Source organism: Enterobacter sp. R-1.6.2, from assembly GCF_035064085.1.
Lineage (GTDB): Bacteria > Pseudomonadota > Gammaproteobacteria > Enterobacterales > Enterobacteriaceae > Enterobacter > Enterobacter asburiae_B.
In genome coordinates, this window is sequence record NZ_JASEYI010000006.1 from 17741 (window position 1) to 44456 (window position 26716).

Below are 26716 nucleotides of genomic sequence, written 5' to 3' on the forward strand. Positions count from 1 at the left end.
ATAACGAGGTAAACCGTGGCGAAAGCTCCAAAACGCGCATTTGTCTGTAATGAATGTGGTGCGGATTATCCGCGCTGGCAGGGGCAATGCAGCGCCTGTCATGCCTGGAACACCATCACCGAAGTGCGTGGTGTGGCGGCTTCGCCGAGCGTGGCGCGCAATGAGCGCCTGAGCGGCTATGCCGGTAACGCGGGCGTGGCGAAGGTGCAAAAACTTTCGGACATCAGCCTCGAAGAGCTGCCGCGCTTCTCCACCGGGTTCAAAGAGTTTGACCGCGTGCTCGGCGGCGGCGTGGTGCCGGGCAGCGCGATCCTGATCGGCGGTAACCCGGGCGCGGGTAAATCGACCCTGCTGCTGCAAACGCTCTGCAAGCTTGCCGAACAGATGAAAACCCTGTACGTCACGGGCGAGGAGTCTCTGCAGCAGGTGGCGATGCGCGCGCACCGTCTGGGCCTGCCGACCGGCAACCTGAACATGCTCTCCGAAACCAGCATCGAGCAGATCTGCATGATTGCCGAAGAAGAGCAGCCGAAGCTGATGGTGATCGACTCCATTCAGGTGATGCACATGGCGGACATTCAGTCCTCACCGGGCAGCGTCGCGCAGGTGCGTGAAACCGCGGCTTACCTGACGCGCTTTGCCAAAACGCGCGGCGTGGCGATTGTGATGGTCGGCCACGTGACCAAAGACGGCTCGCTGGCCGGACCGAAGGTGCTTGAACACTGTATCGACTGCTCCGTGATGCTCGACGGCGACGCGGATTCCCGTTTCCGTACCCTGCGCAGCCATAAAAACCGCTTTGGCGCGGTGAACGAACTGGGCGTGTTTGCCATGACCGAACAGGGGCTGCGCGAAGTCAGCAACCCGTCGGCCATCTTCCTGAGCCGTGGCGATGAGATCACCTCCGGTAGCTCGGTGATGGTGCTGTGGGAAGGGACGCGCCCGCTGCTTGTCGAAATTCAGGCGCTGGTGGACGTGTCGATGATGGGCAACCCGCGGCGCGTGGCGGTCGGTCTGGAACAGAACCGTCTGGCGATCCTGCTGGCGGTGCTGCACCGTCACGGCGGGCTGCAGATGGCGGATCAGGACGTCTTCGTTAACGTGGTCGGCGGCGTCAAAGTCACGGAGACCAGCGCAGACCTGGCGCTGCTGCTGGCGATGGTCTCCAGCCTGCGCGACAGGCCGCTGCCGCAGGACCTGGTCGTCTTCGGCGAAGTGGGCCTCGCCGGAGAAATCCGTCCGGTACCCAGCGGCCAGGAGCGTATCTCCGAGGCGGCAAAACACGGTTTCCGCCGGGCGATAGTTCCCGCCGCCAACGTGCCGAAAAAGATCCCGGAAGGGATGCAGGTATTTGGCGTGAAAAAACTCGCAGATGCGTTAAATGTCTTTGACGACTTATAATTACGTAAATTTGATTTTGCAGGAGGCACCGTAATTTATGTCATCATTTGACTACATCAAGACCGCAATCCGCCAGAAAGGCTGCACGCTGCAGCAGGTGGCGGACGCCAGCGGCATGACCAAAGGCTACCTGAGCCAGCTGCTGAACGCCAAAATCAAAAGCCCCAGCGCGCAGAAGCTCGAAGCGCTGCACCGTTTTCTGGGGCTGGAGTTCCCGCGTATGCAAAAGAACATCGGCGTGGTGTTCGGCAAGTTTTACCCTCTGCATACCGGGCATATCTATCTGATCCAGCGCGCCTGTAGCCAGGTTGACGAGCTGCACATCATCATGGGCTACGACGAAACCCGTGACCGTCAGCTGTTTGAAGACAGCGCCATGTCGCAGCAGCCGACCGTGCCGGACCGCCTGCGCTGGCTGCTCCAGACCTTTAAGTACCAGAAAAATATTCGTATTCATGCCTTTAACGAAGAGGGCATGGAGCCGTATCCGCACGGCTGGGACGTGTGGAGCAACGGCATCAAAGCGTTTATGGAAGAGAAGGGCATTGCGCCTAACTGGATCTACACCTCTGAAGAGTCCGACGCGCCGCAGTTCCGCGAGCATCTGGGCATCGAGACGGTGCTGATCGACCCGAAACGCACCTTTATGAACATCAGCGGGGCGCAGATCCGCGAAAACCCGTTCCGCTACTGGGATTACATCCCGACTGAGGTGAAGCCGTTCTTCGTGCGTACCGTCGCGATCCTGGGCGGCGAGTCGAGCGGGAAATCGACGCTGGTCAACAAGCTGGCGAACATCTTCAATACCACCAGCGCGTGGGAGTACGGCCGCGATTATGTCTTCTCGCACCTTGGCGGCGACGAGATGGCGCTGCAATATTCCGATTACGACAAAATCGCGCTCGGTCATGCCCAGTACATTGATTTTGCGGTCAAATACGCCAACAAAGTGGCGTTTATCGATACCGATTTCGTGACCACACAGGCGTTCTGTAAAAAATACGAAGGGCGCGAGCACCCGTTCGTGCAGGCGCTGATTGACGAATACCGCTTTGACCTGGTGATCCTACTGGAAAACAACACCCCATGGGTGGCCGACGGCATGCGCAGTCTCGGCAGCTCCGTGGACAGGCGAGAGTTTCAGACCATGCTGGTGGAGATGCTCAACGAAAACAACGTTGAGTTTGTCCATGTGGAAGAGTCTGACTACGACTCCCGTTTCCTGCGCTGCGTCGAGCTGGTGAAGGAGATGATGGGGGAGCAGGGGTAAAAACTTACCCCTCACCCTAACCCTCTCCCACAGGGAGAGGGGACTTTAACCTCCCTCTCCCTGTGGGAGAGGGCCGGGGTGAGGGCATCAAGCCACTCAGAACTCAATCACCACTTTCCCACGCATATGTCCCTCCAGCACTTTACGGTGCGCCTCGGTAATGCTTTCCACGCTCAGCCCGTGCAGCGTTTCGCTGAGCGAACTTTCCACCACGCCGTTATCCACCAGTTTTGCCACCTCATTGAGGATCTCCCCCTGACGCGCCATATCCGCGCTCTGGTACATGCTGCGGGTGTACATAAACTCCCAGTGCAGGGCGGCGGATTTGGACTTCAGCTTGTCCTGGTTCAGCGGATGTTCATTTTCAACGATGGAACAGATATGCCCCTGCGGCGCAATCAGTTCGCTGACCGCATCCCAGTGCCCGTCGGTGTCGTTAAGGATGAAAATGTAATCCACAAAGGTGAGCCCCTGTTTCGCCAGCTCGCCTTTCAGATCGCGGTAGTTGACGACAATATCAGCCCCGCGATCGCGGCACCACCGGGCGGAATCTTCTCGTGAAGCCGTTGCGACGATCTTCACCTTGCTGTTGTGCTTCGCAAAGGGGATCGCCAGCGATCCCACGCCGCCCGCGCCGCCGATGATCAGCAGCGTTTTGTCCGCCCCGGCATCCTGAATGTTCAGGCGTTCAAACAGACCTTCCCACGCGGTGAGCGCGGTCAACGGCAGTGCAGCGGCAGCCGCCCAGCCGAGGCTGGCAGGCTTGTGGCCGACTATGCGTGCATCAATCAGCTGGTGCGTGGCGTTGCTGCCCGGGCGGGTGATGTCGCCCGCGTACCAGACCTCGTCACCCGGTTTGAATCCGGTCACGCCAGCCCCCACGGCTTTGACGATCCCGCTGGCGTCCCACCCGAGAATACGCGGCTCGCTCAGCCCGTTTTTAGCAATGCCCGCGTGGACTTTGGTATCGACCGGGTTAACAGAGACGGCCTTCACCTCTACCAGCAGATCGTGCTCGCCGGGCTGCGGCATTGGCGGGGTGATTTCAATGAAGGTGGACGGATTTTCTGGGTTAACGGCAATAGCTTTAACAGACATGGTGTGTTCCTCAATGGCATGCGTTTTGTTGAGGCTAGTCTATTAAGTGGCCAGCTGCATGATAAGATGGACAATCAAGAACTCAGCGTTCGTACAGGATGAACAATCATGTTTAAACAGCTGCAGGATATGGCGCTGTTCGCGCTGGTGGCGGAGATGGGCAGCTTTACCGCGGCGGCGCAGAAGGCGGAACTGCCTAAATCCAGCGTTAGCCAGCGAATTAGCCAGCTGGAGCAGCAGGTGGGTATCCGCCTTCTGAACCGCACCACGCGCAGGATCAGCCTCACGTTTGCGGGCGAGCACTATCTGGTGCACTGTCGTGAGATGCTGGCGGCCAGCGAGCGGGCAGAGTACGCCATTCAGCGGCTGCGCGAAAACCCGAGCGGGCGGCTGCGGATCACCTGTCCGGCGGGGATTGGGGCGACGCTGCTGGCGCACATGAATGCCGAGTTTCAGCTTCGCTATCCTGACGTGTCGCTGGATGTGTCGATCTCTGATGACGTGGTGGATCTGGTCGAGGCCGGTTTTGACGTGGCGCTGCGCACCGGCAAGCCGCAGGACTCCTCCCTGATTGGCCGGATGATCGGGCACTGCCCGCGCTACATGCTGGCCTCACCGGACTATCTGGCGCGTCGGGATCCGCTGACGCATCCCCGTCAGCTGGTGGAGCACCGCTGCATTACGCACCGGGCGTGGTCGGAGTGGCTTCTGCGAAGCGAGAGCGAGGATTACCGCTACCTGCCGGATAACGCGCACATGACCGATAATCTGGTCTACGCCCGCGAGTGTGCGATTGCAGGGGCGGGGATCACGCTGTTACCCGCATTTCTGCTGGAGGATAAGATCGAAAAGGGCGCGCTGGTACAGGTACTGCCGGAGTGGAATGTTGAAGGTAACGATCTGTGGCTGGCCTATCCGAGCCGCAAGCTGAATTCGCCCGCGCTAATGAGCTATATCGAGTTTGCAATGCAGTTTGATGAGGTGAAGCGGTATTACGTGGGCAAATAAAAAAAGCCGGGTGGCGGCTTCGCCTTACCCGGCCTACAAAGTGTGCAGCCTGATGCCCTCACCCTGGCCCTCTCCCACGGGGAGAGGGTACAAACATAAAAAACGGCAACCGAGGTTGCCGTTTTGCTTTTATTTCGAAATACGCTTGTACTTAATACGCTTCGGCTCCAGCGCGTCGGCGCCCAGCGTGCGTTTCTTGTACTCTTCGTATTCGGTGAAGTTACCTTCGAAGAACTCCACCTTACCTTCGTCCTGATAGTCCAGGATGTGGGTCGCGATACGGTCCAGGAACCAGCGGTCGTGCGAGATAACCATCGCACAGCCCGGGAACTCCAGCAGGGCGTTTTCCAGCGCGCGCAGGGTTTCGATATCCAGGTCGTTTGTTGGTTCATCGAGCAGCAGAACGTTACCGCCCACCTGCAGCAGCTTCGCCAGGTGCAGACGACCGCGCTCACCGCCGGACAGCTCGCCCACGCGTTTGCCCTGGTCGGTGCCTTTGAAGTTAAAGCGGCCAACATAGGCGCGGCTTGGCATCTCGGTGTTGCCGATACGCATGATATCCAGACCGCCGGAGACTTCTTCCCACACGGTTTTGCTGTTATCCATCGCGTCACGGAACTGGTCAACGGAGGCCAGCTTCACGGTTTCACCCAGGGTGATAGAGCCGCTGTCAGGCTGTTCCTGACCGGACATCATGCGGAACAGGGTCGATTTACCCGCGCCGTTCGGACCGATGATCCCGACGATAGCGCCTTTCGGTACGGAGAAGGTCAGGTCGTCGATCAGCAGACGGTCGCCGTAGGATTTACGCAGGTTGGTCACTTCAACCACTTTATCCCCCAGACGTGCTCCAGGTGGAATAAACAGTTCGTTGGTTTCGTTACGTTTCTGGTATTCGGTGTTGTTCAGCTCTTCGAAGCGTGCCAGACGGGCTTTGCCCTTAGACTGACGGCCTTTCGCGCCCTGACGAACCCACTCCAGCTCTTTCTCGATAGACTTACGACGCGCCGCTTCCTGAGAAGCTTCCTGCGCCAGACGCTGATCTTTCTGCTCCAGCCAGGAAGAGTAGTTGCCTTCCCACGGAATACCTTCACCGCGGTCCAGCTCCAGGATCCAGCCGGCGACGTTGTCGAGGAAGTAACGGTCGTGGGTAATCGCCACAACGGTGCCTTCGAAGTCGTGCAGGAAGCGCTCCAGCCACGCCACGGATTCTGCATCCAGGTGGTTAGTCGGTTCGTCGAGCAGCAGCATGTCTGGTTTTTCCAGCAGCAGGCGGCACAGCGCCACGCGGCGGCGTTCACCCCCGGAGAGGTTCGCGATTTTCGCATCCCAGTCCGGCAGACGCAGGGCATCAGCCGCGCGCTCCAGCTGCACGTTCAGGTTGTGACCGTCGTGCGCCTGGATGATCTCTTCATACTTGCCCTGCTGCGCGGCCAGCTTGTCGAAGTCCGCATCCGGCTCAGCGTATTTGGCATACACTTCATCCAGACCTTTCAGCGCGTTAACCACTTCGGATACCGCTTCTTCAACGGATTCGCGAACGGTGTGTTCCGGGTTCAGCTGAGGTTCCTGCGGCAGGTAACCAATCTTGATGCCAGGCTGCGGACGGGCTTCACCTTCGATGTCTGTATCAATGCCGGCCATGATGCGCAGCAGGGTGGACTTACCGGCACCGTTGAGACCCAGAACACCGATTTTTGCGCCCGGGAAGAAGCTCAGCGAGATATTTTTAAGAATATGACGTTTCGGCGGGACAACTTTGCCGACACGATGCATGGTATAAACGAATTGAGCCACGTTGGACTTCGCCTCTTTTATCGTAATGAGAAGGAATTTCAGCCTCGAAGTGTAGCCTTTTTCACGTCCTAATCCCAGCCAGGAACGTCGGGAGTGTTAAAACGCGCAAGAAAGGTAAAAAAGTGTCCATGACGTGGCGCGTTGAAGAATGCCTGGTTAGCATAAGTTAATTAGACTTTGACGTGGCAAGACGCTGCAATTGACGAAAAAACAATGAGGAAGAGCTTGTGGAAAAAGCCAAACGGGTGGTCTGGCGTCTGCTGGCTGCCAGCGTATGCGTAATGGCGGTAAGCCAGGCGGTGCATGCCGATTCACTGGATGAACAACGTAACCGCTACGCCCAGATTAAACAGGCGTGGGACAACAAGCAGATGGATACCGTGCAGGCGCTGATGCCGACGCTAAAGGATTATCCGCTGTATCCGTATCTGGAGTATCGCCAGATAACCGACGATCTGATGAACCAGCCTACCGTCACCGTGAATAACTTCATTCAGGCGAACCCAACCCTGCCGCCAGCCCGAAATCTCCAGTCTCGCTTTGTGAATGAGCTGGCGCGTCGCGAAGACTGGCGCGGACTGCTGGCTTTTAGCCCGGAAAAGCCGAACGCCACCGAAGCGCAGTGTAACTATTACTACGCAAAATGGGCGACCGGCCAGCAGGAAGAGGCCTGGGCCGGAGCGAAAGAGCTCTGGCTGACCGGAAAAAACCAGCCGAACGCCTGTGATTCCCTGTTTAGCGCGTGGCGTGCTTCCGGCAAGCAGGATCCGCTCTCCTACCTTGAACGCATCCGTCTGGCGATGAAAGCCGGCAACACGCGTCTGGTGACCACGCTGGCGGGGCAGATGCCGTCCGATTACCAGACGATCTCCACGGCGGTTATCTCACTGGCTAACGATCCAAACAGCGTCCTGACCTTTGCCCGCAGCACGGGCGCGACCGATTTTACCCGCCAGATGGCGGCGGTGGCCTTTGCCAACGTGGCGCGTGACGATGTGGAAAACGCGCGGCTGATGATCCCGCAGCTGGTGCAGGCGCAGCAGCTTAATGAGGAGCAAACCCAGGAGCTGCGCGACATCGTAGCGTGGAGACTGATGGGCACCGATGTGACCGATGAACAGGCGCGCTGGCGTGACGATGCCATTATGCGTTCGAATTCTACGTCGCTGGTGGAACGCCGCGTGCGCATGGCGCTGGGCACGGGCGATCGTCGTGGGCTCAATACCTGGCTCGCGCGGTTGCCAATGGAGGCCAAAGAGAAAGACGAATGGCGCTACTGGCAGGCCGATCTGCTGATGGAGCGCGGTCGTGATGATGAGGCCAAAGAGATCCTCCATTCGCTGATGCAGCAGCGCGGGTTTTACCCAATGGCTGCCGCGCAGCGTCTGGGTGAGGAATACACCTTCCGTATAGATAAAGCGCCTGCCAACGCGAACCCGGCGCTGACGCAGGGGCCAGAAATGGCGCGCGTTCGCGAGCTGATGTACTGGAATATGGATAACACCGCGCGCAGCGAGTGGGCGAATCTGGTGACCAGCCGCACCACCGATGAGAAAGCCCAGCTTGCCCGCTATGCGTTTGATAATCACTGGTGGGATCTCAGCGTGCAGGCGACGATCGCCGGCAAGCTTTGGGATCATCTGGAAGAGCGTTTCCCGCTGGCGTACAAAGATCTGTTCGATCGCTATACCAGCGGCAAAGATATCCCGCAAAGCTACGCGATGGCGATTGCCCGTCAGGAGAGCGCATGGAACCCGAAAGTCCGCTCCCCGGTGGGCGCCAGCGGCCTGATGCAGATTATGCCAGGCACGGCGACGCACACGGTGAAGATGTTTAATATTCCTGGCTACAGCAGTCCGTCGCAGCTTCTGGATCCGGATACCAACATCAACATCGGTACCAGCTATCTCCAGTACGTGTATCAGCAGTTCGGCAATAACCGCATCTTCTCTTCGGCGGCGTATAACGCGGGGCCAGGACGCGTACGCACCTGGCTCGGCAACAGCGCCGGACGCATCGACGCGGTAGCGTTTGTGGAGAGCATCCCGTTCTCGGAAACGCGCGGCTACGTGAAGAACGTGCTGGCCTATGACGCTTACTATCGCTACTTCATGGGGCAGAAAGATACCCTGATGAGCGATGCCGAGTGGCAGAGACGTTACTGATCGGCGTGGGTTGTGTTATGCTGTACTCGCTAAAGAGTACAAGAGGCAGCATAACATGACCCAGCATTCCCCGTATTCCTCGGCAATGGCCGAACAACGTCATCTGGAGTGGCTTCGTTTTGTGGAGCTGCTGCGTCAGTCATACGAACAGGATCTGCATTTACCCCTTATGCAGCTGATGCTCACGCCGGACGAGCGCGAGGCGCTGGGCACCCGCGTGCGGATCATTGAAGAGCTGCTGCGCGGAGAGATGAGCCAGCGCGAGCTGAAAAATGAGCTCGGCGCGGGTATTGCAACGATCACCCGCGGCTCGAACAGCCTGAAGTCGGCCCCGGTTGAGCTGCGCCAGTGGCTGGAAGCGGTATTGTTGAAAAACGCCGGATGACGGCTTTGCCTTATCCGGCCAAAAAACTTACCGATAAATCGCGTTATGGAACGGGCTTAAGGCCAGAATCACGGCCTGATGATAAACGCCTGAACGCGTCAGCGCGCCTGCGGTAAAGACGCCAATCGCCCCTTCTTTACGGCCAATCTCATCGATGCCGGTGTACTGCGACATCACCGGCCCGAGCGCTTCACCCGCACGGACTTTTTCCAGAATGATCTCCGGCAGCGGCAGGGTGGCCGAACGTGCTTCACCGCGCTGCTCGCGGCTTTCGATGACAACCCAGCTAAAGGTTGCGCCTTCGTCGATACCTGCTTCAATCGCTACCCAAAAGTCGGCATTCGGTGCCGCGGCCTTAGCGTTTGCCACGCGATTTCGTGCGCCAGCGCGCGTTTCCTCGCTGCCAAACGGCTGTTCAGGTACGCCGCTCTCGACGCCGATGGCCTCAATATGGCAGGATCCTGCGCCGAAGATCTCGTCAAATGCCCTTAGAATTGCCTGAATTTTGGCAGGATTAGTGGTAGCAGAGACAACATGGTGCATAATTAAGCTCGATTCAAAAAAAACTCATCGCAGTATAACGGAAAAAAAGCATGTTACAGGTATACCTTGTTCGCCACGGTGAAACGCAGTGGAACGCCGAGCGACGTATTCAAGGCCAGTCAGACAGTCCTCTCACCGAGAAGGGTGTGCAGCAAGCGTGGCAGGTGGCGGAACGCGCCAGAACGCTGGGTATTACCCACGTGATCACCAGCGATTTAGGTCGCACACAGCAGACGGCGCGCATCATCGCAGATGCCTGCGGCTGTGACGTCATGCTGGAGCCGCGCTTGCGCGAGCTGGATATGGGCGTGCTGGAGAAACGCCATATCGATACGCTGACGGAAGCGGAGGAGGGCTGGCGCCGCACGCTGGTGAACGGTACCGAAGATGGCCGTATTCCTGAAGGCGAATCCATGCAGGAGCTTAGCGTACGCATGCATGCCGCCCTGGCGGAGTGCCTGAAGCTGCCGGCGGGAAGCCGTCCGCTGCTGGTGAGTCACGGGATTGCGTTGGGTTGCCTGGTGAGCACTATTCTGGGGTTACCGGCTTACGCTGAGCGCCGTTTGCGCCTGCGCAACTGCTCCATTTCCCGGATTGATTATCAGGAAAGCGCGTGGCTGGCGTCGGGCTGGGTAGTAGAGATGGCAGGGGACATTTCGCATCTTGATGCCCCTGCGCTTGACGAACTGCAGCGTTAACGACGTATCGGAATCAAGAATTCCATACGCAGATTGATTGGGCCTTCTTCCGGTTTGGCATCCTGCGCCGGGTAGTAGCGCTCAATGTCCTGACCTTTACGGCGATTCAGATTCAGCATCGGCATGCAGGTTCCGTAAACGGTCAGGATAAACTCCTGAACCCCCGTTCCCAGCCCTTCATAGGCGAACATCACGTATTCGCCGCCTTCCAGCACGACTGGCTTCGAACCCTGAATATACCCATTGGCCATCTCTGGCGTCAGCGCGGTGGTGTAGAACACCTCCTGCTCGTCGTCTTTTTCCTGGCTTGGGTGCGTTTCGTTGAGGCCATACAGGATTGGCGGGATCGTCGGTGCGTGGCTCAGGAAGTCGCGCCAGAACTGGACGCGCATCTGATGACGGAACTCTGAAATCTGCTCCAGTGAACAGGAGTAGCTTTGTGTCGTGCCGATCAGATGGGTTTCAGGCAACGTGACAATTTCGTATTTTGGCATCGCGAACTCGCCCAGACGCAGCGGCGGACGCATGCCAAACGAGCTCCAGTCAGGCGAGCGACGATAAAGCGCTGGCGTCAACGAGAACTGTTTTTTGAAGGCGCGGGTGAAGGTCTGCTGTGAATCGAAACGATATTGCAGGGCAATATCCAGAATAGGCCGCGCGGTCAGGCGCAATGCCACAGCAGATTTTGATAAACGACGTGCGCGAATATAGGCCCCGATAGCATGACCGGTGACATCCTTGAACATCCTTTGCAGATGCCACTTGGAATAGCCTGCTTTAGCCGCCACATTATCCAGTGACAAAGGCTGGTCGAGATGACCTTCCAGCCAGGTGAGCAGGTCGCGAATAATTCCAGCCTGATCCATATACTATCCTCATCCTTAAAACAGCAGGTGCCTGATAACAGGTTAGCGGATAATAGCATTTTTTGATGTTTTAGCATTCAGTGTTTTTTTTGCGCATTCATGCTTTTTAGAGCACATTACAGGCAGATATATTCTAATCCTGTGATCTTGCTACATTTTTGTCTAAAGTGTTGAATAATCGCTCAGTGTAATTTTAAAGAATGGTAACAATATGAAATACAAGACTTTGATCTTCACCGCGTTGATGCTGATGGTCGGGCGCGTGGCGCAGGCAGAACAGATTGGCTCCGTCGATACCGTGTTCAAAATGTTCGGCCCGGACCACAAAATCGTGGTGGAGGCGTTTGACGATCCGGACGTGAAAAACGTCACCTGCTACGTCAGCCGCGCGAAAACGGGTGGTATCAAAGGCGGGCTGGGACTGGCGGAAGATACCTCCGATGCGGCGATTTCCTGTCAGCAGGTGGGGCCGGTTGAGTTGAGCGATAAAATTAAAAACGGCAAAGCGCAGGGCGACGTGGTGTTCCAGAAACGGACCTCGCTGGTGTTCAAAAAACTGCAGGTGGTGCGTTTCTATGATGCCAAACGCAACACCCTGGCTTACCTTGCCTACTCTGACAAAGTGGTGGAAGGCTCGCCGAAAAACGCGATCAGCGCGGTGCCGATTATGCCGTGGCATTAATTCAGGGATGAACTATGCAACAACCTGTGGTCTGGCTGGTTGAAGACGAAACCAGCATCGCCGATACGCTGATCTACATGCTTCAGCAGGAAGGATTCGCGGTAAAGGCGTTTGAACGCGGTTTACCCGTGCTGGAGGAGGCGCGGCGGCAGGTTCCGGCGCTCGCTATTCTGGACGTCGGGCTGCCGGACATCAGTGGATTTGAGCTTTGCCGCCAGCTTCTGGCGCAGCATCCCTCACTGCCCGTGCTGTTTCTGACGGCGCGCAGTGATGAGGTAGACAAGCTGCTTGGCCTGGAAATGGGGGCTGATGACTACGTTGCGAAACCTTTCTCCCCTCGTGAAGTCTGCGCCCGGGTGCGGACGATTTTACGGCGCATGCAGAAATCCGTCGCACCATCAGAAACGTTGCGTATCGGGCAGTTTGAACTGAACGAGCCTGCCGCGCGAATCAGCTGGTGCGGGGAAGCATTGCCCCTGACCCGCTACGAATTCTTGCTGCTCAAAACCTTGTTGCAGGCCCCCGGGCGGGTCTTTTCTCGTCAGCAGCTCATGGACAAGGTGTGGGGTGAAGACGGCGACAGCTTCGATCGTACCGTGGACACCCACATCAAAACCCTGCGCGCCAAGCTGCGGGCGGTGAACGAGGAACTGTCACCCATCAGCACCCATCGCGGTATGGGCTATAGCCTGGGGCTGTATTAATGCGCATTGGGATGCGTCTGCTGCTGGGGTATTTCCTGATCGTGGCCATCGCCGCGTGGTTTGTGCTGTCGATCTTTGTTCAGGAAGTAAAGCCAGGCGTGCGCAGGGCAACCGAGGGCACGTTAATCGATACCGCGACCCTGTTGGCTGAAATTGGACGTGATGATTTGCTTTCGGGCCATGCTCAGCAGGGCAAACTGGCACAGGCCTTTTCTCAGCTTCATCAGCGCCCTTTCCGCGCCAATATCGGCGGGATTCATAAAGTGCGTAACGAGTACCACGTCTACATGACCGATGCGCAGGGCCGTGTCGTGTTTGATTCCGCCGGTCTGGCCGTGGGTCAAGATTACTCGCGCTGGAACGACGTCTGGCTGACGCTTCGCGGCGAATACGGCGCGCGCAGTACCCAGAGCCATCCTGACGATCCGGAGAGCACGGTGATGTATGTTGCCGCGCCGGTTGTGGAGCAGGGCAAGATTATCGGCGTGCTGTCGGTCGGGAAACCTAACAGCGCGATGGCACCGGTTATCCATCGCAGCGAGCGGCGGATCCTGTGGGCAGGCGGGGCGCTGCTCGGCATTGCCCTGCTTATCGGTCTTCTCGTTGCCTGGTGGATCAATCGTTCTATCAGTACGTTATCGCGCTATGCCGACTCGGTGACCACGGATACGCCTCTACCGCTGCCTAATCCTGGCAGTAGCGAACTGCACAAGCTGGCATTGGCGCTGGAGAGTATGCGCATTCGCCTGGAAGGGAAAAACTACATTGAACACTATGTCCATGCGCTGACCCACGAGCTGAAAAGCCCCATCGCCGCCATACGCGGCGCGGCGGAAATTCTCTCCGAGCAGCCGCCGCCGCAGGTGGCCGCGCGGTTTATCGATAATATTCTGGTGCAAAACGCGCGTATGCAGTCGCTGGTTGAAAAACTGCTCACCCAGGCGCGGCTTGAAAATCGCGTCGAGATTACGCCTCAGACCGTCCGTGTCGATCTGCTGTTTACGCGTCTTGCCGACGCGCGCTCGGCGCTGATGGCGGCAAAAGAGATTCGGCTGACCCTCCAGCCCGCTTCGCTTCATGTTGAAGGCGATCCCGACCTGCTCGAACAGGCGCTCGGTAATTTGCTGGATAACGCTATCGATTTTACGCCGCAGGGCGGCGCCATTGAACTGGCGGCCCGGGAAGAGCAGGGGCAGATACAGCTGATCGTCACCGACAGCGGAAGCGGGATCCCGGATTACGCGCTGGATCGTATTTTTGAACGCTTTTATTCTCTGCCGCGCGAGAACGGATTGAAGAGCAGCGGACTCGGGCTGGCGTTTGTTCAGGAGGTGGCGCGTCTGCATCAGGGAGAGATTATATTGCGTAATCGTGATGAAGGTGGCGTGATGGCCACGCTGATACTTCACCGTCCCTTCACATAACTTCAAACTGACCCCACACGGCCTGGTTACGCTCTCCTCATCATAAAGGAGACGTAATGATGAAATCCCCACTGTTCTGGAAAATTAGCACCCTGCTGGGGTGCATCCTGCTGCTGTTAGTCCCGCTTTTTATGGTCAGTAACCTGATATCAGAGCGGGAGAGCTACCGCAATGATGTCGAAAATACGCTTCGCCAGAGTACCAGCGGACCGCAAAAACTGGTCGGCCCGATGATTGCGATTCCGATGACGGAGATCTTCTACAAGATAGAGGACGAGAAGAAGGTCGAATACAAGAAAAGCTACATGCATTTCATTCTGCCGGAATCTCTGGTTGTTGAAGGGAACCAGCGCGTTGAGTCGAGAAATATTGGTATCTATGACGGGCAGATCTGGAACACGGACCTGAAGATAAAAGCGCAGTTTAATACCGAAGAGCTGAAGCAGTTGAAAGGGGAAACGATCGCGACAGGGCAGCCGTTTATCGTGACGGGCGTTGGCGACGCGCGGGGTATTGGCACGGTCAGTATCTCTAAAATCAATGGTGAGACCCTAAGCGTGGAACCCGGTTCAGGCGTCTACGGTGCGTTTGCTGGGATCCATATCCTGCTGACCGACAAAGCGCTGGAAGCCAAAACGTTTGCGCTTGAGATGTCCCTCAGCCTGGCGGGAACTGGCAGTTTTGCGGTGGTACCGGTAGGGCGTAATAGCGAGATGACGCTCAACAGCAACTGGCCGCATCCGGGCTTTATGGGCGATTATCTCCCCGTTAAGCATCAAATAGGCGAGTCTGGTTTCCAGGCGAACTGGCAGAGCAGCTGGTTTGCAAATAACCTTGAGAGCTGGTTCTACGGCAAGGAGTCGCCGGAGTGGGAGGCGCTCCCGGCCTTTAGCGTGACGGTAGCGACGCCAGCCGACCAGTATCAATTGACCGACCGGGCAATTAAATACGCTATTTTGCTGATTGCGCTGACGTTTATGGCTTTCTTTGTCTTCGAAACCTTAACCGGATTACGCCTTCATCCGATGCAGTATCTGCTGGTGGGGCTGTCGCTGGTCCTGTTCTATCTGGTGTTGCTGGCGCTGTCTGAACACGTCGGGTTTACGCCAGCCTGGGTTGTTGCAAGCCTGGTTGGCGCAGCGATGAACGGAATGTACCTGCAGGCCGTGCTGAAAAGCTGGAAACGCAGCGGGCTGTTTGTGCTGGCACTACTCGGACTGGATGTCGTGATGTGGTTCCTGCTGCGCTCGGAGGACAGCGCATTGCTACTGGGCTCTGCTGTTCTTGCCCTGGCGCTGTTCGCGGTGATGTACCTGACCCGGCATTTCGACTGGTACTCGCTCTCTCAGCCGAAGCGACCAGAGCCACCCGCAGCATCTGATAACGATACGATGCGGATCTGGAAATAAAAAAACGGCGCAAATGCGCCGTTTTTTTAATGCGTTAACTGCAGGATTACTCCTGCAGATCGCCGCAGAAACGATACCCTTCGCCGTGGATCGTGGCGATGATTTCCGGCGTATCTGGCGTAGATTCGAAATGCTTACGAATACGACGAATGGTCACGTCTACGGTACGGTCGTGCGGTTTCAGCTCACGGCCGGTCATTTTCTTCAGCAGCTCTGCACGGGACTGAATTTTGCCCGGGTTTTCGCAGAAGTGCAGCATCGCGCGGAATTCACTGCGCGGCAGTTTATACTGCTCACCGTTCGGGCTAATCAGCGAACGGCTATTGATATCAAGTTCCCAGCCGTTGAATTTGTAGCTGTCTACGCTACGACGCTCTTCGCTGACCGTACCCAGGTTCATGGTGCGGGACAGCAGGTTGCGTGCACGAATGGTTAACTCGCGAGGATTGAACGGCTTGGTGATGTAGTCATCCGCACCGATTTCCAGGCCAAGAATTTTATCAACTTCGTTATCACGGCCCGTCAGGAACATTAACGCGACGTTCGCCTGCTCGCGCAGTTCGCGCGCCAGAAGAAGACCGTTTTTGCCCGGCAGGTTAATATCCATGATCACCAGGTTGATATCATTTTCAGAAAGGATCTGATGCATCTCTGCGCCATCGGTCGCTTCAAAGACATCGTAGCCTTCTGCTTCGAAAATGCTCTTTAACGTGTTGCGTGTTACCAACTCGTCTTCAACGATAAGAATGTGCGGGGTCTGCATGTTTGCTACCTAAATTGCCAACTAAATCGAAACAGGAAGTACAAAAGTCCCTGACCTGCCTGATGCATGTCGCAAATTAACATGATCGGCTTAACGTGACTAAAGTACGTAATTGCGTTCTTGATGCACTTTCCATCAACGTCAACAACATCATTAGCTTGGTCTTGGGTACTTTCCCTTTGGACCCGACAGTGTCAAAAACGGCTGTCATCCTAACCATTTTAACAGCAACATAACAGGCTAAGTGACACCAGACACCCAATAAAACTACGCTTCGTTGACATATATCAAGTTCAATTGTAGCACGTTAACAGTTTGATGAAATCATCGTAGCGGAATGCTAGCCTTTGTCACAATTTTTCAATAAACCAACTAGTTGCGGACATTGATTTATAAACGAAGCGAATCCAATCAGAATAGGGTATTCATGTCGCTATTATCATTATAAAACATAGGGATAATAGTGTTCTGTTAACATTCTAACTGATTGTTCAGACAAGGAATAGTTTAGCGTTTTTAATTTGTTATGAAACGCTATTTCGGTGATTTGTGTTGCATTTTTGTAAATTCGCGCCGCGTAATATGTTGAAGTGCATCACATTTTTGCCCGCTAACTGATTAAAAAGAGAGCATAAATGCATCTGTCGATTGTACTGGTTGCCCCAGCCAGAGCCGAAAATATAGGCGCTGCCGCGCGCGCCATGAAGACCATGGGTTTTACCGATTTACGTATCGTGGACAGCACTGCCCACCTGGAGCCTGCGGCACGTTGGGTAGCGCACGGATCGGGAGATATCCTCGATAATATAACCACTTACGCGACGCTTGCTGATGCGCTGCACGACATTTCGTTTACCGTTGCGACCACCGCGCGCAGCCGGGCGAAGTTCCATTACTATGCCACGCCAGCGGAGCTGGTGCCGATGCTGAGCGAGAAAAGCCAGTGGCTGGATAAAGCCGCGCTGGTGTTTGGTCGCGAAGATTCCGGATTAACCAACGAAGAGCTGGAGCTGGCGGACGTTCTTACCGGTGCGCCGATGGTCGCCGATTATCCCTCCCTGAATTTAGGCCAGGCGGTCATGGTTTATTGCTATCAATTAGCCTCCCTAATACAAATCCCCCAGCCTCCGGCAGAAGGGGCAAATGAAAATCAGCTGGCTGCGCTGCGCGCTCGCGTTGAGCAACTGTTGTCTCAGTTGGGTGTGGCGGACGATCAAAAAATGGCTGACTGGCTGCAGCAGCGTCTTGGGCGTCTTGAGCAGCGGGACACCGCAATGCTGCACCGTTTGCTGCACGATATTGAAAAAAAATTGGCGGAGTAAAATCCTGTCATAAGTTTTTACTATGGTGAATAAGTCTGTACTGATGGGTTGCACTTGGGCGAATCGGATGAAAATAAATCTGCAAACAGCGGGACGTGAGAGTCTCCTGAATTGTGATCAAATTAAAAATTCGTTGACTTAAGGTGCCCGATCCTTTAACCCTAAAAGAATACAGGACAGACAGATAATAATGACAGAGTACACAACATCCATGAAACGCATCAGCATCACCACCATTACTACAACCATCATCATTACCACAGGTAACGATGCGGGCTGACGCGTACAGGAAAAACAAAAAAAAGCCCGCACCTGAACAGTGCGGGCTTTTTTTTCGGCTAAAGGAAACGAGGTAGAACCATGCGAGTGTTGAAGTTCGGCGGTACATCAGTGGCAAATGCAGAACGTTTTCTGCGTGTTGCCGATATCCTGGAAAGCAATGCCAGGCAGGGGCAGGTTGCTACCGTGCTCTCTGCCCCGGCAAAAATCACGAACCATCTGGTGGCGATGATTGAAAAAACCATCGGTGGCCAGGATGCACTCCCGAACATCAGCGACGCAGAGCGTATCTTCGCTGACTTACTGCAAGGGCTGGCAGAGGCGCTGCCTGGCTTCCCGCACGCTCAGCTGAAGTCCTTCGTTGAGCAAGAATTCGCGCAAATCAAACATGTCCTGCACGGCATCAGCCTTCTCGGCCAGTGCCCGGACAGCGTCAACGCGGCGCTGATCTGCCGGGGCGAAAAACTCTCTATCGCCATCATGGCCGGCGTGCTGGAAGCGCGCGGACATAGCGTGACCGTGATCGACCCGGTTGAAAAACTGCTGGCGGTGGGCCACTACCTCGAATCCACCGTTGATATTGCCGAATCAACCCGCCGTATCGCCGCAAGCAAAATTCCTTCTGACCATATGATCCTGATGGCAGGCTTCACCGCCGGTAACGAGAAGGGCGAGCTGGTGGTGCTGGGCCGTAACGGCTCCGACTACTCCGCCGCCGTGCTGGCTGCCTGTTTACGCGCGGACTGTTGTGAAATCTGGACTGACGTCGACGGCGTTTATACCTGCGACCCGCGCCAGGTACCCGATGCCAGACTGCTGAAGTCGATGTCGTACCAGGAAGCGATGGAGCTTTCCTACTTCGGCGCCAAAGTGCTTCACCCTCGTACCATCTCCCCGATTGCCCAGTTCCAGATCCCTTGCCTGATTAAAAACACCGGTAACCCGCAGGCGCCGGGTACGCTGATTGGCGCGAGTACCGATGAAGACGGTCTGCCGGTCAAAGGCATCTCCAACCTGAACAACATGGCGATGTTCAGCGTCTCCGGCCCGGGGATGAAGGGGATGGTCGGCATGGCGGCGCGCGTCTTTGCGGCTATGTCCCGCAACGGTATCTCGGTGGTGCTGATTACCCAGTCTTCTTCCGAATACAGCATCAGCTTCTGCGTGCCGCAGGCTGACTGCCTGCGCGCCCGTCGCGCGCTGGAGGAGGAGTTCTATCTGGAACTCAAAGAAGAGCTGCTGGAGCCGCTCGCCATTCAGGAACGCCTGGCGATTATCTCCGTGGTCGGCGACGGCATGCGCACGCTGCGTGGTATTTCCGCCAAGTTCTTTGCCGCGCTGGCGCGCGCCAATATCAATATCGTGGCGATTGCCCAGGGCTCGTCAGAGCGTTCAATTTCCGTTGTTGTGGACAACGATGACGCCACCACCGGCGTACGCGTGGTTCACCAGATGCTGTTCAACACCGATCAGGTTATCGAGCTGTTCCTGATTGGCGTCGGCGGCGTGGGCGGCGCGCTGCTGGAGCAGGTGAAGCGTCAGCAGGAGTGGCTGAAGAAGAAACATATCGATCTGCGCGTCTGCGGGATTGCCAACTCCAGAGCGTTGCTCACTAATGTTCACGGTCTGAACCTGGAGAACTGGCAGGCCGAGATGAACGAGGCGAAAGAGCCGTTCAATCTGGGCCGCCTGATCCGTCTGGTGAAAGAGTATCATCTGCTTAACCCGGTGATTGTCGACTGTACCTCTAACCAGGCGGTGGCCGACCAGTACGCCGACTTCCTGCGCGAAGGGTTCCACGTGGTGACGCCGAACAAAAAGGCCAACACCTCGTCGATGGATTACTATCACCAGCTGCGTCTGGCGGCGAGCAAGTCGCGCCGCAAGTTCTTGTACGATACCAACGTGGGCGCGGGCCTGCCGGTTATCGAGAACCTGCAGAACCTGCTGAACGCGGGCGACGAACTACAGCGTTTCTCCGGCATTCTTTCCGGCTCGCTGTCGTTTATCTTCGGCAAGCTGGATGAGGGGATGAGCCTCTCGGACGCGACCCGCGCCGCACGCGAGCTGGGCTATACCGAGCCGGATCCGCGTGACGATCTCTCTGGTATGGACGTGGCGCGTAAGCTGCTGATTCTGGCACGTGAAACGGGCCGTGAGCTTGAGCTTTCTGATATCGTGATTGAACCGGTCCTGCCGGCAGAATTTGACAGCAGCGGTGATGTCGCTGCATTCATGGCAAATTTGCCGCAGCTTGACGATGCTTTTGCCGCGCGCGTTGCGAAAGCCCGTGATGAAGGTAAGGTATTGCGCTATGTTGGCAACATTGAAGAAGATGGCGTGTGCCGGGTGAAGATTGCCGAAGTGGATGGCAACGACCCGCTGTACAAAGTTAAAAACGGCGAAAACGCCCTCGCGTTTTACAGCCACTATTATCAGCCATTGCCGCTGGTGCTTCGCGGCTATGGCGCAGGGAACGATGTTACGGCGGCGGGTGTGTTTGCCGATCTGCTGCGTACCCTGTCATGGAAGTTAGGAGTTTAACATGGTCAAAGTTTATGCCCCGGCTTCCAGCGCGAATATGAGCGTCGGATTTGACGTGCTGGGCGCGGCGGTGACGCCGGTGGATGGTTCACTGCTGGGCGATACGGTCACGGTGGAAGCGGCAGACAGCTTCAGCCTGAACAACGTGGGCCGCTTCGCCAGCAAACTGCCGTCTGAGCCGCGCGAAAATATCGTCTATCAGTGCTGGGAACGCTTCTGTCAGGAGATCGGCAAAAACGTGCCGGTTGCCATGACGCTGGAAAAAAGTATGCCGATTGGCTCGGGGCTGGGTTCCAGCGCTTGTTCGGTGGTCGCCGCGCTGGTGGCGATGAACGAGCACTGCGGCAAGCCGCTGAACAACAACCGCCTGCTGGGGTTGATGGGCGAGCTGGAAGGGCGCATCTCCGGCAGCATTCACTATGACAACGTGGCGCCGTGCTTCCTCGGCGGCATGCAGCTGATGATCGAAGAAAATGGCATCATCAGCCAGCAGGTGCCAGGGTTTGATGAGTGGCTGTGGGTGCTGGCCTATCCGGGCATTAAGGTCTCTACCGCGGAAGCGCGTGCGATCCTGCCCGCGCAGTATCGTCGCCAGGACTGTATCGCCCACGGGCGTCATCTGGCGGGCTTTATTCACGCCTGCTACACCCGTCAGCCGCAGCTGGCGGCGAAGCTGATGAAGGACGTCATTGCCGAGCCGTACCGCACAAAGCTGCTGCCCGGCTTTAACGAGGCGCGACAGGCATCGATGGATATCGGCGCGCAGGCGTGCGGCATCTCCGGCTCCGGCCCGACGCTATTCGCCCTGTGCGACAAGCCTGACACCGCGCAGCGCGTGGCGGACTGGCTCTCTAAACACTACCTGCAAAATCAGGAAGGCTTTGTTCATATTTGCCGTCTGGACACGGCTGGCGCACGAGTACTGGGATAATTAATGAAACTCTATAACCTTAAAGATCATAACGAGCAGGTCAGCTTCGCGCAGGCGGTAACTCAGGGGCTGGGCAAAAATCAGGGGCTGTTCTTCCCGCATGACCTGCCGGAATTCCAGCTGACCGAGATCGACGAGCTGCTGAAGCAGGACTTCGTCACCCGCAGCACCAAAATTCTGTCTGCGTTTATCGGCGACGAAATTCCGCAGGAGCTTCTGGAAGAGCGCGTGCGTGCGGCGTTCGCTTTCCCGGCGCCGGTTAAGCAGGTTGAGCCTGACGTTGGCTGCCTGGAGCTGTTCCACGGCCCGACCCTGGCGTTTAAAGACTTCGGCGGCCGCTTTATGGCGCAGATGCTGACCCACATCAGCGGCGACAAACCGGTGACCATCCTGACCGCGACCTCCGGCGATACCGGTGCGGCGGTGGCGCATGCCTTCTACGGCCTGAAAAATGTCCGCGTGGTGATCCTTTATCCGAAAGGCAAAATCAGCCCGCTGCAGGAAAAACTGTTCTGTACGCTCGGCGGCAACATTGAAACCGTGGCAATTGACGGCGATTTCGATGCCTGCCAGGCGCTGGTCAAGCAGGCTTTCGACGACGAAGAGCTGAAGGTGGCTCTGGGTCTGAACTCTGCCAACTCCATCAACATCAGCCGTCTGCTAGCGCAGATCTGCTACTACTTCGAAGCGGTGGCGCAGCTGCCGCAGGAAGCGCGCAACCAGCTGGTGATCTCCGTGCCGAGCGGTAACTTCGGTGACCTGACGGCGGGCCTGCTGGCGAAATCCCTGGGTCTGCCGGTCAAACGCTTTATCGCGGCGACCAACGCCAACGACACCGTGCCGCGCTTCCTGAAAGACGGGAAGTGGGCGCCGAACGCCACGCAGGCGACGCTCTCCAACGCGATGGATGTGTCACAGCCGAACAATTGGCCGCGCGTGGAAGAGCTGTTCCGCCGTAAGATCTGGCGTCTGGGTGACCTGGGTTACGCCGCGGTGACGGATGAAACCACCAAAGAAACCATGCGCGAGCTGAAGGCGGTGGGGTATACCTCTGAACCGCACGCGGCGATTGCCTACCGCGCGCTGCGCGACCAGCTTAACCCGGGTGAATATGGCCTGTTCCTGGGCACCGCGCATCCGGCGAAGTTCAAAGATAGCGTGGAAGCGATCCTGGGCGAAACGCTGCCGCTGCCGAAAGAGCTGGCCGAGCGCGCCGACCTGCCGCTGCTGTCACATGAGCTGCCCGCGGATTTTGCCGCGCTGCGTAAGCTGATGATGACGCGCGCGTGATTGTGTAGCCCGGTGGCGGCTACGCCTTACCGGGCTACAACGACCACGATGACCTAATCGTAGGCCGGGTAAGCGCAGCGCCACCCGGCTTTTTTATGGAGAAATTAAGGAGAGAAAAAGCAGGAAAAAAGCAGAAATTCCCAATAAATGCGGTCACTTAGCGTTTAGGATTGCAGAGAATAACATCCCCCGTTCCCCTCGCGTAATCTCCTTACATCGGCCCACGTTGGGCAAGAAGAATAAGGAGTCACCTGTGTCTACACTGAAACCTGCACTCATCGCGCTTTCACTGGTGCTGGCCGCCCCCATGGCGGTTCAGGCATCTGAAATTACCCTCGTACCTGCAGTCAAACTGCAGATTGGCGACCGGGATAACAACGGGCATTACTGGGACGGCGGCCGCTGGCGCGACCACGACTGGTGGAAGGCGCATTATGACTGGCGTGATAACCACTGGCGCCCACATGATGAGCATCGTAAACACGACGATCGTCACGATGACCATCACCACGATGACCGCCGTGACGATCGCGGCCCGGACTGGAAACACCATTAATGCAAAACCCCGCCAGCTGGCGGGGTTTGTTTTTACTGCTCGTGGCGCTTAAACACCAGCTCGCCTTTCCCTGACGACGCCTCGTCAAAGAAATAGCCTTCGCTGTTAAATTTGGTTAACTGCTCCGGCTTCGTCAGGCGGTTCTGGATGATGTAGCGGCTCATCAGGCCGCGCGCTTTCTTAGCGTAGAAGCTGATCACTTTGAACTTACCGTTCTTCTCGTCGAGGAACACCGGTTTGATAATCTCCGCATCCAGCTTTTTCGGCTTCACCGACTTATAGTATTCGTCGGATGCCAGGTTAATCACCACGTTATCGCCCTGAGCGTGCAGCGCCGCGTTCAGCTTGTCGGTAATGATATCGCCCCAGAAATGATACAGGTCTTTGCCTTTGGCATTTTCCAGGCGAATCCCCATCTCCAGACGATACGGCTGCATCAGATCCAGCGGGCGCAGTACGCCGTACAGACCTGACAGCATGCGCAGATGCTGCTGGGCAAAATCGAAATCGGCTTCGCTAAAATCTTCCGCCTGCAGGCCGGTGTAGACATCACCTTTAAACGCCAGAATCGCCTGGCGAGCGTTAGCCGGGGTGAAATCCGGGTGCCACTCGTGAAAGCGGGTCGCGTTAAGATCGGCCAGCTTGTCGCTGATGCTCATCAGCGAGGCGATTTGCGGCGCAGAGAGCTTACGCGCTTCGCGGATCAGCTGTTGCGAGTAGTCCAGCAGTTCAGGCTGGGTATAGCGCTCGGTGGCGAGCGGGCTCTGGTAGTCGAGCGTTTTTGCAGGTGAAATCAGAATCAGCATATCCAGTCCTTGCAGGAAATTTAGAGCGACTTTAGCAAAAAATCGCCCTGAATTGATCGATAGCTGTTATTGCCGCGGCAAATCATCCCACGTGCCGGGGGCAAGCTGCGCCTTAATATCGGGATAGCGGGCGGGATCAAATACCGGCGGAACGCCGAGTTTGCGCTGACGCAGATAGTCTCTGGCAATCAGGGTCACAACGGGCGAGAGCAGCAGGATAGCGGTGAGGTTCGTGATCGCCATTAGCGCCATAATGATATCGGCCAGCTGCCAGACCAGCGGCATACTGAGGAAGGAGCCAGCGATGATCATCAGAATGACCGCGAGCCGCAGGGCTCCGATTGCGGTACGGGAGTCGAGCTTCAGGAAAATAAGGTTATTTTCGGCGTAGAGGTAATTCACCACAATCGAGCTGAAGGCAAACAGCACCAGGACGAGCGAGACAAAACCTGCACCCCAGCCGCCGGTCAGGTTCACCAGCGCCTGCTGGAGAAGCTGTATCCCGGCGGTTCCAGAGGAGTGCGGGACGGGGCCTGCCAGCAGCAAAATCATGGCGCTGGCGGAACAGATGATAATGGTATCGGTAAAGACGCCAATCATCTGCACAATGCCCTGTGCGGCCGGGTGCGGCGGCCAGGAAGAGGCGGCAGCGGCCGCGTTGGGGGTTGATCCCATACCGGCTTCATTGGAGAACATGCCCCGCTGAAAACCCGCCATCAGCGCCTGGCTGAAGGTATAGCCCAGCGCCCCGGAGGCCACCTCGCGCCAGCCAAAAGCGCTTTTGACGATGGTCGCAATCACGCCAGGCACCTGGTCGATATGCAGGGCGGCGACGAACAGGCTCGCGACAACCCAAAGCAGCGCCATAACGGGAACCAGCCACTGCATCAGGCGGGCAACGCCCCTGAGACCGGCAGAAATGGTGAGCAGAACGACGAGGGCTAAAGCAATACCGGCGACCCACTCCGGGCAGGAGAAGGCATAGCGCAGGGCATTGGCGACAGAATTTGCCTGGACGGTATTAAAAATAAGGCCGTATGCGAGCAGTAAAAAAAGCGAGAACAGAATGCCCATCCAGCGCATCCCCAAACCACGCGCCATGTACCAGGCAGGACCGCCGCGAAACTGGCCGTTTTTATCTTTCTCTTTATACAGCTGGGCGAGCGAACTTTCTGCAAAGGAGGTGGCCATTCCGAGTAGCGCCGTCACCCACATCCAGAGGACCGCGCCTGGCCCGCCGGCGCTGATGGCTAGCGCAACGCCCGCCAGATTCCCGCTGCCGAGGCGTGCCGCCAGGCTGGTACAGAGTGCCTGGAACGACGTTAATCCGCCCGGCTGGGGCGTAACGCTGTTTTTCAGACTTCTGCCAAACTTGCGAATATAACGAAACTGGATAAACCCACTGCGTAGCGTAAACCAAATACCTGCTCCCAGAAGCAGGTAAATCATTATCGAACCCCACAGGACTTCGTTAATAAAGAAAAAGAAATCAGGCATTAACGTCCCTCTTGTTGATGCCAAAGTGAATATGTAAGCGCTACCACTGATTGGGCATGCTGTTGCTTAGCAGCCTGTTAATCTTCCGAGTTTACCATACTCTACCTAAGCGCACTGTCTGCGGTTGCGCTACCCCTCCGTCGTGTTATCATCAGGGCAGACCGGTTACATCCCCCTAACAAGTAAACCTGTCATTTTTCCGCTGCAGACATGCTGTCGGTAGCGTGAATTATCCAGGGCACGTTAAAAGAGAAACACTATCATGACGGATAAATTGACCTCCCTTCGTCAGTTCACCACTGTCGTAGCTGACACCGGAGATATCGCGGCAATGAAGCTGTACCAGCCGCAGGATGCCACAACTAACCCTTCTCTGATCCTTAACGCCGCACAGATCCCTGAGTATCGCAAACTGATTGACGACGCAGTGACCTGGGCGAAAGCACAGAGCAACGACCGCGCGCAGCAGGTTGTGGATGCCACCGACAAACTGGCAGTGAACATCGGTCTGGAAATCCTGAAGCTGGTACCTGGCCGTATCTCTACCGAAGTGGATGCACGTCTCTCCTACGACACCGAAGCGTCTATCGCCAAAGCGAAACGTCTGATCAAAATGTACAACGATGCAGGCATCAGCAACGACCGTATCCTGATCAAACTGGCTTCTACCTGGCAGGGTATCCGCGCGGCAGAGCAGCTGGAAAAAGACGGTATCAACTGTAACCTGACCCTGCTGTTCTCCTTCGCGCAGGCGCGTGCATGTGCAGAAGCAGGCGTATACCTGATTTCTCCGTTCGTGGGCCGTATTCTGGACTGGTACAAAGCCAACACCGATAAGAAAGAGTACGCGCCGGCTGAAGATCCAGGCGTGGTTTCTGTTACTGAAATCTACGAATACTACAAACAGCACGGCTATGAGACTGTAGTTATGGGCGCAAGCTTCCGTAACGTCGGTGAAATCATCGAGCTGGCTGGCTGTGACCGCCTGACCATCGCCCCTGCGCTGCTGAAAGAGCTGGCAGAAAGCGAAGGTACCATCGAGCGTAAGCTGTCTTACACCGGTGAAGTGAAAGCACGCCCAGAGCGCATCACTGAATCCGAGTTCCTGTGGCAGCACAACCAGGATCCAATGGCTGTCGATAAGCTGGCGGACGGTATCCGTAAGTTTGCTGTTGACCAGGGTAAACTGGAAAAAATGATCGGCGACCTGCTGTAATCATTCTGCGTGACCGGGCTCCCGGTCACGCGACTTCTTTCGTACCCTGTCTGAATCTCCTC

The 26716-nt window shown here is 56.6% G+C and carries 25 protein-coding genes and 1 other annotated feature; of the genes, 18 read left to right on the forward strand and 7 right to left on the reverse strand.

Features of this window, described 5'->3' with window-relative positions; translation table 11 throughout:
- Positions 1-15: 15 nt before the first annotated feature.
- The gene (radA, locus tag QMN93_RS08445; protein WP_014068810.1) at positions 16-1401 is read left to right on the forward strand and encodes a DNA repair protein RadA; all 1386 of its coding nucleotides are present in this window, start codon (positions 16-18) and stop codon (positions 1399-1401) included.
- 37 nt (positions 1402-1438) lie between these two features.
- Complete coding sequence (gene nadR, locus QMN93_RS08450; protein WP_015572616.1) at positions 1439-2671, forward strand: multifunctional transcriptional regulator/nicotinamide-nucleotide adenylyltransferase/ribosylnicotinamide kinase NadR; 1233 nt, start codon at positions 1439-1441, stop codon at positions 2669-2671.
- Positions 2672-2767: 96 nt separating this feature from the next.
- Here nadR and QMN93_RS08455 read toward each other — a convergent pair whose 3' ends face one another.
- A complete protein-coding gene (locus tag QMN93_RS08455; protein ID WP_193138838.1) occupies positions 2768-3769 on the reverse strand; it encodes a zinc-binding alcohol dehydrogenase family protein in 1002 nt (333 codons plus the stop codon).
- A 108-nt stretch (positions 3770-3877) separates the two neighbouring features.
- Between QMN93_RS08455 and QMN93_RS08460 the strand changes: the two genes are divergently transcribed.
- Positions 3878-4777 carry a LysR family transcriptional regulator gene (locus QMN93_RS08460; RefSeq protein WP_193138839.1) on the forward strand — a complete coding sequence of 300 codons (900 nt, stop codon included), beginning with the start codon at positions 3878-3880 and terminating at the stop codon, positions 4775-4777.
- Between the two features lie 129 nt (positions 4778-4906).
- Here the strand turns inward: QMN93_RS08460 and ettA are convergent, their stop codons facing one another.
- Positions 4907-6574 carry an energy-dependent translational throttle protein EttA gene (gene ettA / locus QMN93_RS08465; RefSeq protein WP_047060206.1) on the reverse strand — a complete coding sequence of 556 codons (1668 nt, stop codon included), beginning with the start codon at positions 6572-6574 and terminating at the stop codon, positions 4907-4909.
- A gap of 227 nt (positions 6575-6801) precedes the next feature.
- On the opposite strand from ettA, the gene sltY reads away from it, so the two are divergent.
- Both sltY and trpR read left to right on the forward strand, forming a co-directional pair.
- Entirely contained in the window at positions 6802-8739 is a 1938-nt protein-coding gene (gene sltY, locus QMN93_RS08470) for a murein transglycosylase (RefSeq protein ID WP_039260878.1), read from the forward strand.
- A 55-nt stretch (positions 8740-8794) separates the two neighbouring features.
- Complete coding sequence (gene trpR / locus QMN93_RS08475; RefSeq protein ID WP_023310330.1) at positions 8795-9124, forward strand: trp operon repressor; 330 nt, start codon at positions 8795-8797, stop codon at positions 9122-9124.
- A gap of 27 nt (positions 9125-9151) precedes the next feature.
- Here the strand turns inward: trpR and yjjX are convergent, their stop codons facing one another.
- Positions 9152-9667 (reverse strand): inosine/xanthosine triphosphatase, encoded by a 516-nt coding sequence (gene yjjX / locus QMN93_RS08480; protein ID WP_023334447.1) that lies wholly within the window; start codon positions 9665-9667, stop codon positions 9152-9154.
- Between the two features lie 50 nt (positions 9668-9717).
- Between yjjX and gpmB the strand changes: the two genes are divergently transcribed.
- Positions 9718-10365 carry a 2,3-diphosphoglycerate-dependent phosphoglycerate mutase GpmB gene (gpmB, locus tag QMN93_RS08485; RefSeq protein WP_023310332.1) on the forward strand — a complete coding sequence of 216 codons (648 nt, stop codon included), beginning with the start codon at positions 9718-9720 and terminating at the stop codon, positions 10363-10365.
- Here gpmB and robA read toward each other — a convergent pair.
- Positions 10362-11231 (reverse strand): MDR efflux pump AcrAB transcriptional activator RobA, encoded by an 870-nt coding sequence (gene robA, locus QMN93_RS08490; protein ID WP_033144587.1) that lies wholly within the window; start codon positions 11229-11231, stop codon positions 10362-10364. The two genes, gpmB and robA, sit on opposite strands and share 4 nt — an antisense overlap.
- Before the next feature lie 211 nt (positions 11232-11442).
- Between robA and creA the strand changes: the two genes are divergently transcribed.
- From creA to creD, 4 genes are read left to right on the forward strand one after another with little or no spacing between them, the layout of a single operon-like run.
- The gene (gene creA / locus QMN93_RS08495) at positions 11443-11913 is read left to right on the forward strand and encodes a protein CreA (RefSeq protein WP_023334448.1); all 471 of its coding nucleotides are present in this window, start codon (positions 11443-11445) and stop codon (positions 11911-11913) included.
- Positions 11914-11927: 14 nt separating this feature from the next.
- Positions 11928-12617: a two-component system response regulator CreB gene (creB, locus tag QMN93_RS08500; protein WP_069303645.1), complete on the forward strand. Its 690-nt coding sequence runs from the start codon at positions 11928-11930 to the stop codon at positions 12615-12617.
- A complete protein-coding gene (gene creC, locus QMN93_RS08505; RefSeq protein ID WP_193138840.1) occupies positions 12617-14041 on the forward strand; it encodes a two-component system sensor histidine kinase CreC in 1425 nt (474 codons plus the stop codon). Before creB ends, creC begins: the two co-directional genes overlap by 1 nt.
- A 56-nt stretch (positions 14042-14097) precedes the next feature.
- Complete coding sequence (gene creD / locus QMN93_RS08510; protein WP_193138841.1) at positions 14098-15450, forward strand: cell envelope integrity protein CreD; 1353 nt, start codon at positions 14098-14100, stop codon at positions 15448-15450.
- Between the two features lie 46 nt (positions 15451-15496).
- On the opposite strand, the gene arcA is transcribed toward creD, so the two are convergent.
- Positions 15497-16213, reverse strand: a complete 717-nt coding sequence (gene arcA / locus QMN93_RS08515; RefSeq protein ID WP_003856501.1) for a two-component system response regulator ArcA — start codon at positions 16211-16213, stop codon at positions 15497-15499.
- Positions 16214-16308: 95 nt separating this feature from the next.
- Between arcA and yjjY the strand changes: the two genes are divergently transcribed.
- The 7 genes from yjjY (at position 16309) to QMN93_RS08550 (ending at position 23135) form a co-directional block, all read left to right on the forward strand.
- A complete protein-coding gene (gene yjjY, locus QMN93_RS08520) occupies positions 16309-16449 on the forward strand; it encodes a protein YjjY (protein WP_085928893.1) in 141 nt (46 codons plus the stop codon).
- A 399-nt stretch (positions 16450-16848) separates the two neighbouring features.
- Entirely contained in the window at positions 16849-17535 is a 687-nt protein-coding gene (locus tag QMN93_RS08525; protein WP_029740855.1) for a tRNA/rRNA methyltransferase, read from the forward strand.
- Between the two features lie 211 nt (positions 17536-17746).
- Positions 17747-17815 (forward strand): thr operon leader peptide, encoded by a 69-nt coding sequence (gene thrL, locus QMN93_RS08530; protein WP_015572623.1) that lies wholly within the window; start codon positions 17747-17749, stop codon positions 17813-17815.
- Positions 17754-17871 (forward strand) — a sequence feature (Thr leader region). It overlaps the preceding gene by 62 nt.
- 24 nt (positions 17872-17895) lie before the next feature.
- Positions 17896-20358 carry a bifunctional aspartate kinase/homoserine dehydrogenase I gene (thrA, locus tag QMN93_RS08535; protein ID WP_039260867.1) on the forward strand — a complete coding sequence of 821 codons (2463 nt, stop codon included), beginning with the start codon at positions 17896-17898 and terminating at the stop codon, positions 20356-20358.
- A 1-nt stretch (position 20359) separates the two neighbouring features.
- Positions 20360-21289 (forward strand): homoserine kinase, encoded by a 930-nt coding sequence (gene thrB, locus QMN93_RS08540; RefSeq protein WP_032660770.1) that lies wholly within the window; start codon positions 20360-20362, stop codon positions 21287-21289.
- Between the two features lie 3 nt (positions 21290-21292).
- Complete coding sequence (gene thrC / locus QMN93_RS08545) at positions 21293-22579, forward strand: threonine synthase (protein WP_182383034.1); 1287 nt, start codon at positions 21293-21295, stop codon at positions 22577-22579.
- 253 nt (positions 22580-22832) lie between these two features.
- A complete protein-coding gene (locus QMN93_RS08550; RefSeq protein ID WP_048979033.1) occupies positions 22833-23135 on the forward strand; it encodes a DUF2502 domain-containing protein in 303 nt (100 codons plus the stop codon).
- 32 nt (positions 23136-23167) lie between these two features.
- Here the strand turns inward: QMN93_RS08550 and yaaA are convergent, their stop codons facing one another.
- Entirely contained in the window at positions 23168-23941 is a 774-nt protein-coding gene (yaaA, locus tag QMN93_RS08555) for a peroxide stress protein YaaA (protein WP_039260860.1), read from the reverse strand.
- 66 nt (positions 23942-24007) lie between these two features.
- Positions 24008-25438, reverse strand: coding sequence for a sodium:alanine symporter family protein (locus tag QMN93_RS08560; RefSeq protein ID WP_182383035.1), 1431 nt, complete (start codon positions 25436-25438; stop codon positions 24008-24010).
- A gap of 262 nt (positions 25439-25700) precedes the next feature.
- On the opposite strand from QMN93_RS08560, the gene tal reads away from it, so the two are divergent.
- Positions 25701-26654: a transaldolase gene (tal, locus tag QMN93_RS08565; RefSeq protein WP_023310342.1), complete on the forward strand. Its 954-nt coding sequence runs from the start codon at positions 25701-25703 to the stop codon at positions 26652-26654.
- The last annotated feature ends 62 nt before the right edge of the window (positions 26655-26716 follow it).

What these genes read in the sequence shown, in the direction of transcription:
- creA (WP_023334448.1), top strand. Translation starts at nt 11,443, where the DNA reads ATGAAATACAAGACTTTGATCTTCACCGCGTTGATGCTGATGGTCGGG.
- yaaA (WP_039260860.1), bottom strand. Translation starts at nt 23,941, where the DNA reads ATGCTGATTCTGATTTCACCTGCAAAAACGCTCGACTACCAGAGCCCG.
- creD (WP_193138841.1), top strand. Translation starts at nt 14,098, where the DNA reads ATGATGAAATCCCCACTGTTCTGGAAAATTAGCACCCTGCTGGGGTGC.
- QMN93_RS08560 (WP_182383035.1), bottom strand. Translation starts at nt 25,438, where the DNA reads ATGCCTGATTTCTTTTTCTTTATTAACGAAGTCCTGTGGGGTTCGATA.
- nadR (WP_015572616.1), top strand. Translation starts at nt 1,439, where the DNA reads ATGTCATCATTTGACTACATCAAGACCGCAATCCGCCAGAAAGGCTGC.
- creC (WP_193138840.1), top strand. Translation starts at nt 12,617, where the DNA reads ATGCGCATTGGGATGCGTCTGCTGCTGGGGTATTTCCTGATCGTGGCC.
- QMN93_RS08460 (WP_193138839.1), top strand. Translation starts at nt 3,878, where the DNA reads ATGTTTAAACAGCTGCAGGATATGGCGCTGTTCGCGCTGGTGGCGGAG.
- trpR (WP_023310330.1), top strand. Translation starts at nt 8,795, where the DNA reads ATGACCCAGCATTCCCCGTATTCCTCGGCAATGGCCGAACAACGTCAT.
- QMN93_RS08525 (WP_029740855.1), top strand. Translation starts at nt 16,849, where the DNA reads ATGCATCTGTCGATTGTACTGGTTGCCCCAGCCAGAGCCGAAAATATA.
- creB (WP_069303645.1), top strand. Translation starts at nt 11,928, where the DNA reads ATGCAACAACCTGTGGTCTGGCTGGTTGAAGACGAAACCAGCATCGCC.
- thrC (WP_182383034.1), top strand. Translation starts at nt 21,293, where the DNA reads ATGAAACTCTATAACCTTAAAGATCATAACGAGCAGGTCAGCTTCGCG.
- gpmB (WP_023310332.1), top strand. Translation starts at nt 9,718, where the DNA reads ATGTTACAGGTATACCTTGTTCGCCACGGTGAAACGCAGTGGAACGCC.
- thrB (WP_032660770.1), top strand. Translation starts at nt 20,360, where the DNA reads ATGGTCAAAGTTTATGCCCCGGCTTCCAGCGCGAATATGAGCGTCGGA.
- thrA (WP_039260867.1), top strand. Translation starts at nt 17,896, where the DNA reads ATGCGAGTGTTGAAGTTCGGCGGTACATCAGTGGCAAATGCAGAACGT.
- robA (WP_033144587.1), bottom strand. Translation starts at nt 11,231, where the DNA reads ATGGATCAGGCTGGAATTATTCGCGACCTGCTCACCTGGCTGGAAGGT.
- tal (WP_023310342.1), top strand. Translation starts at nt 25,701, where the DNA reads ATGACGGATAAATTGACCTCCCTTCGTCAGTTCACCACTGTCGTAGCT.
- yjjX (WP_023334447.1), bottom strand. Translation starts at nt 9,667, where the DNA reads ATGCACCATGTTGTCTCTGCTACCACTAATCCTGCCAAAATTCAGGCA.
- arcA (WP_003856501.1), bottom strand. Translation starts at nt 16,213, where the DNA reads ATGCAGACCCCGCACATTCTTATCGTTGAAGACGAGTTGGTAACACGC.
- QMN93_RS08455 (WP_193138838.1), bottom strand. Translation starts at nt 3,769, where the DNA reads ATGTCTGTTAAAGCTATTGCCGTTAACCCAGAAAATCCGTCCACCTTC.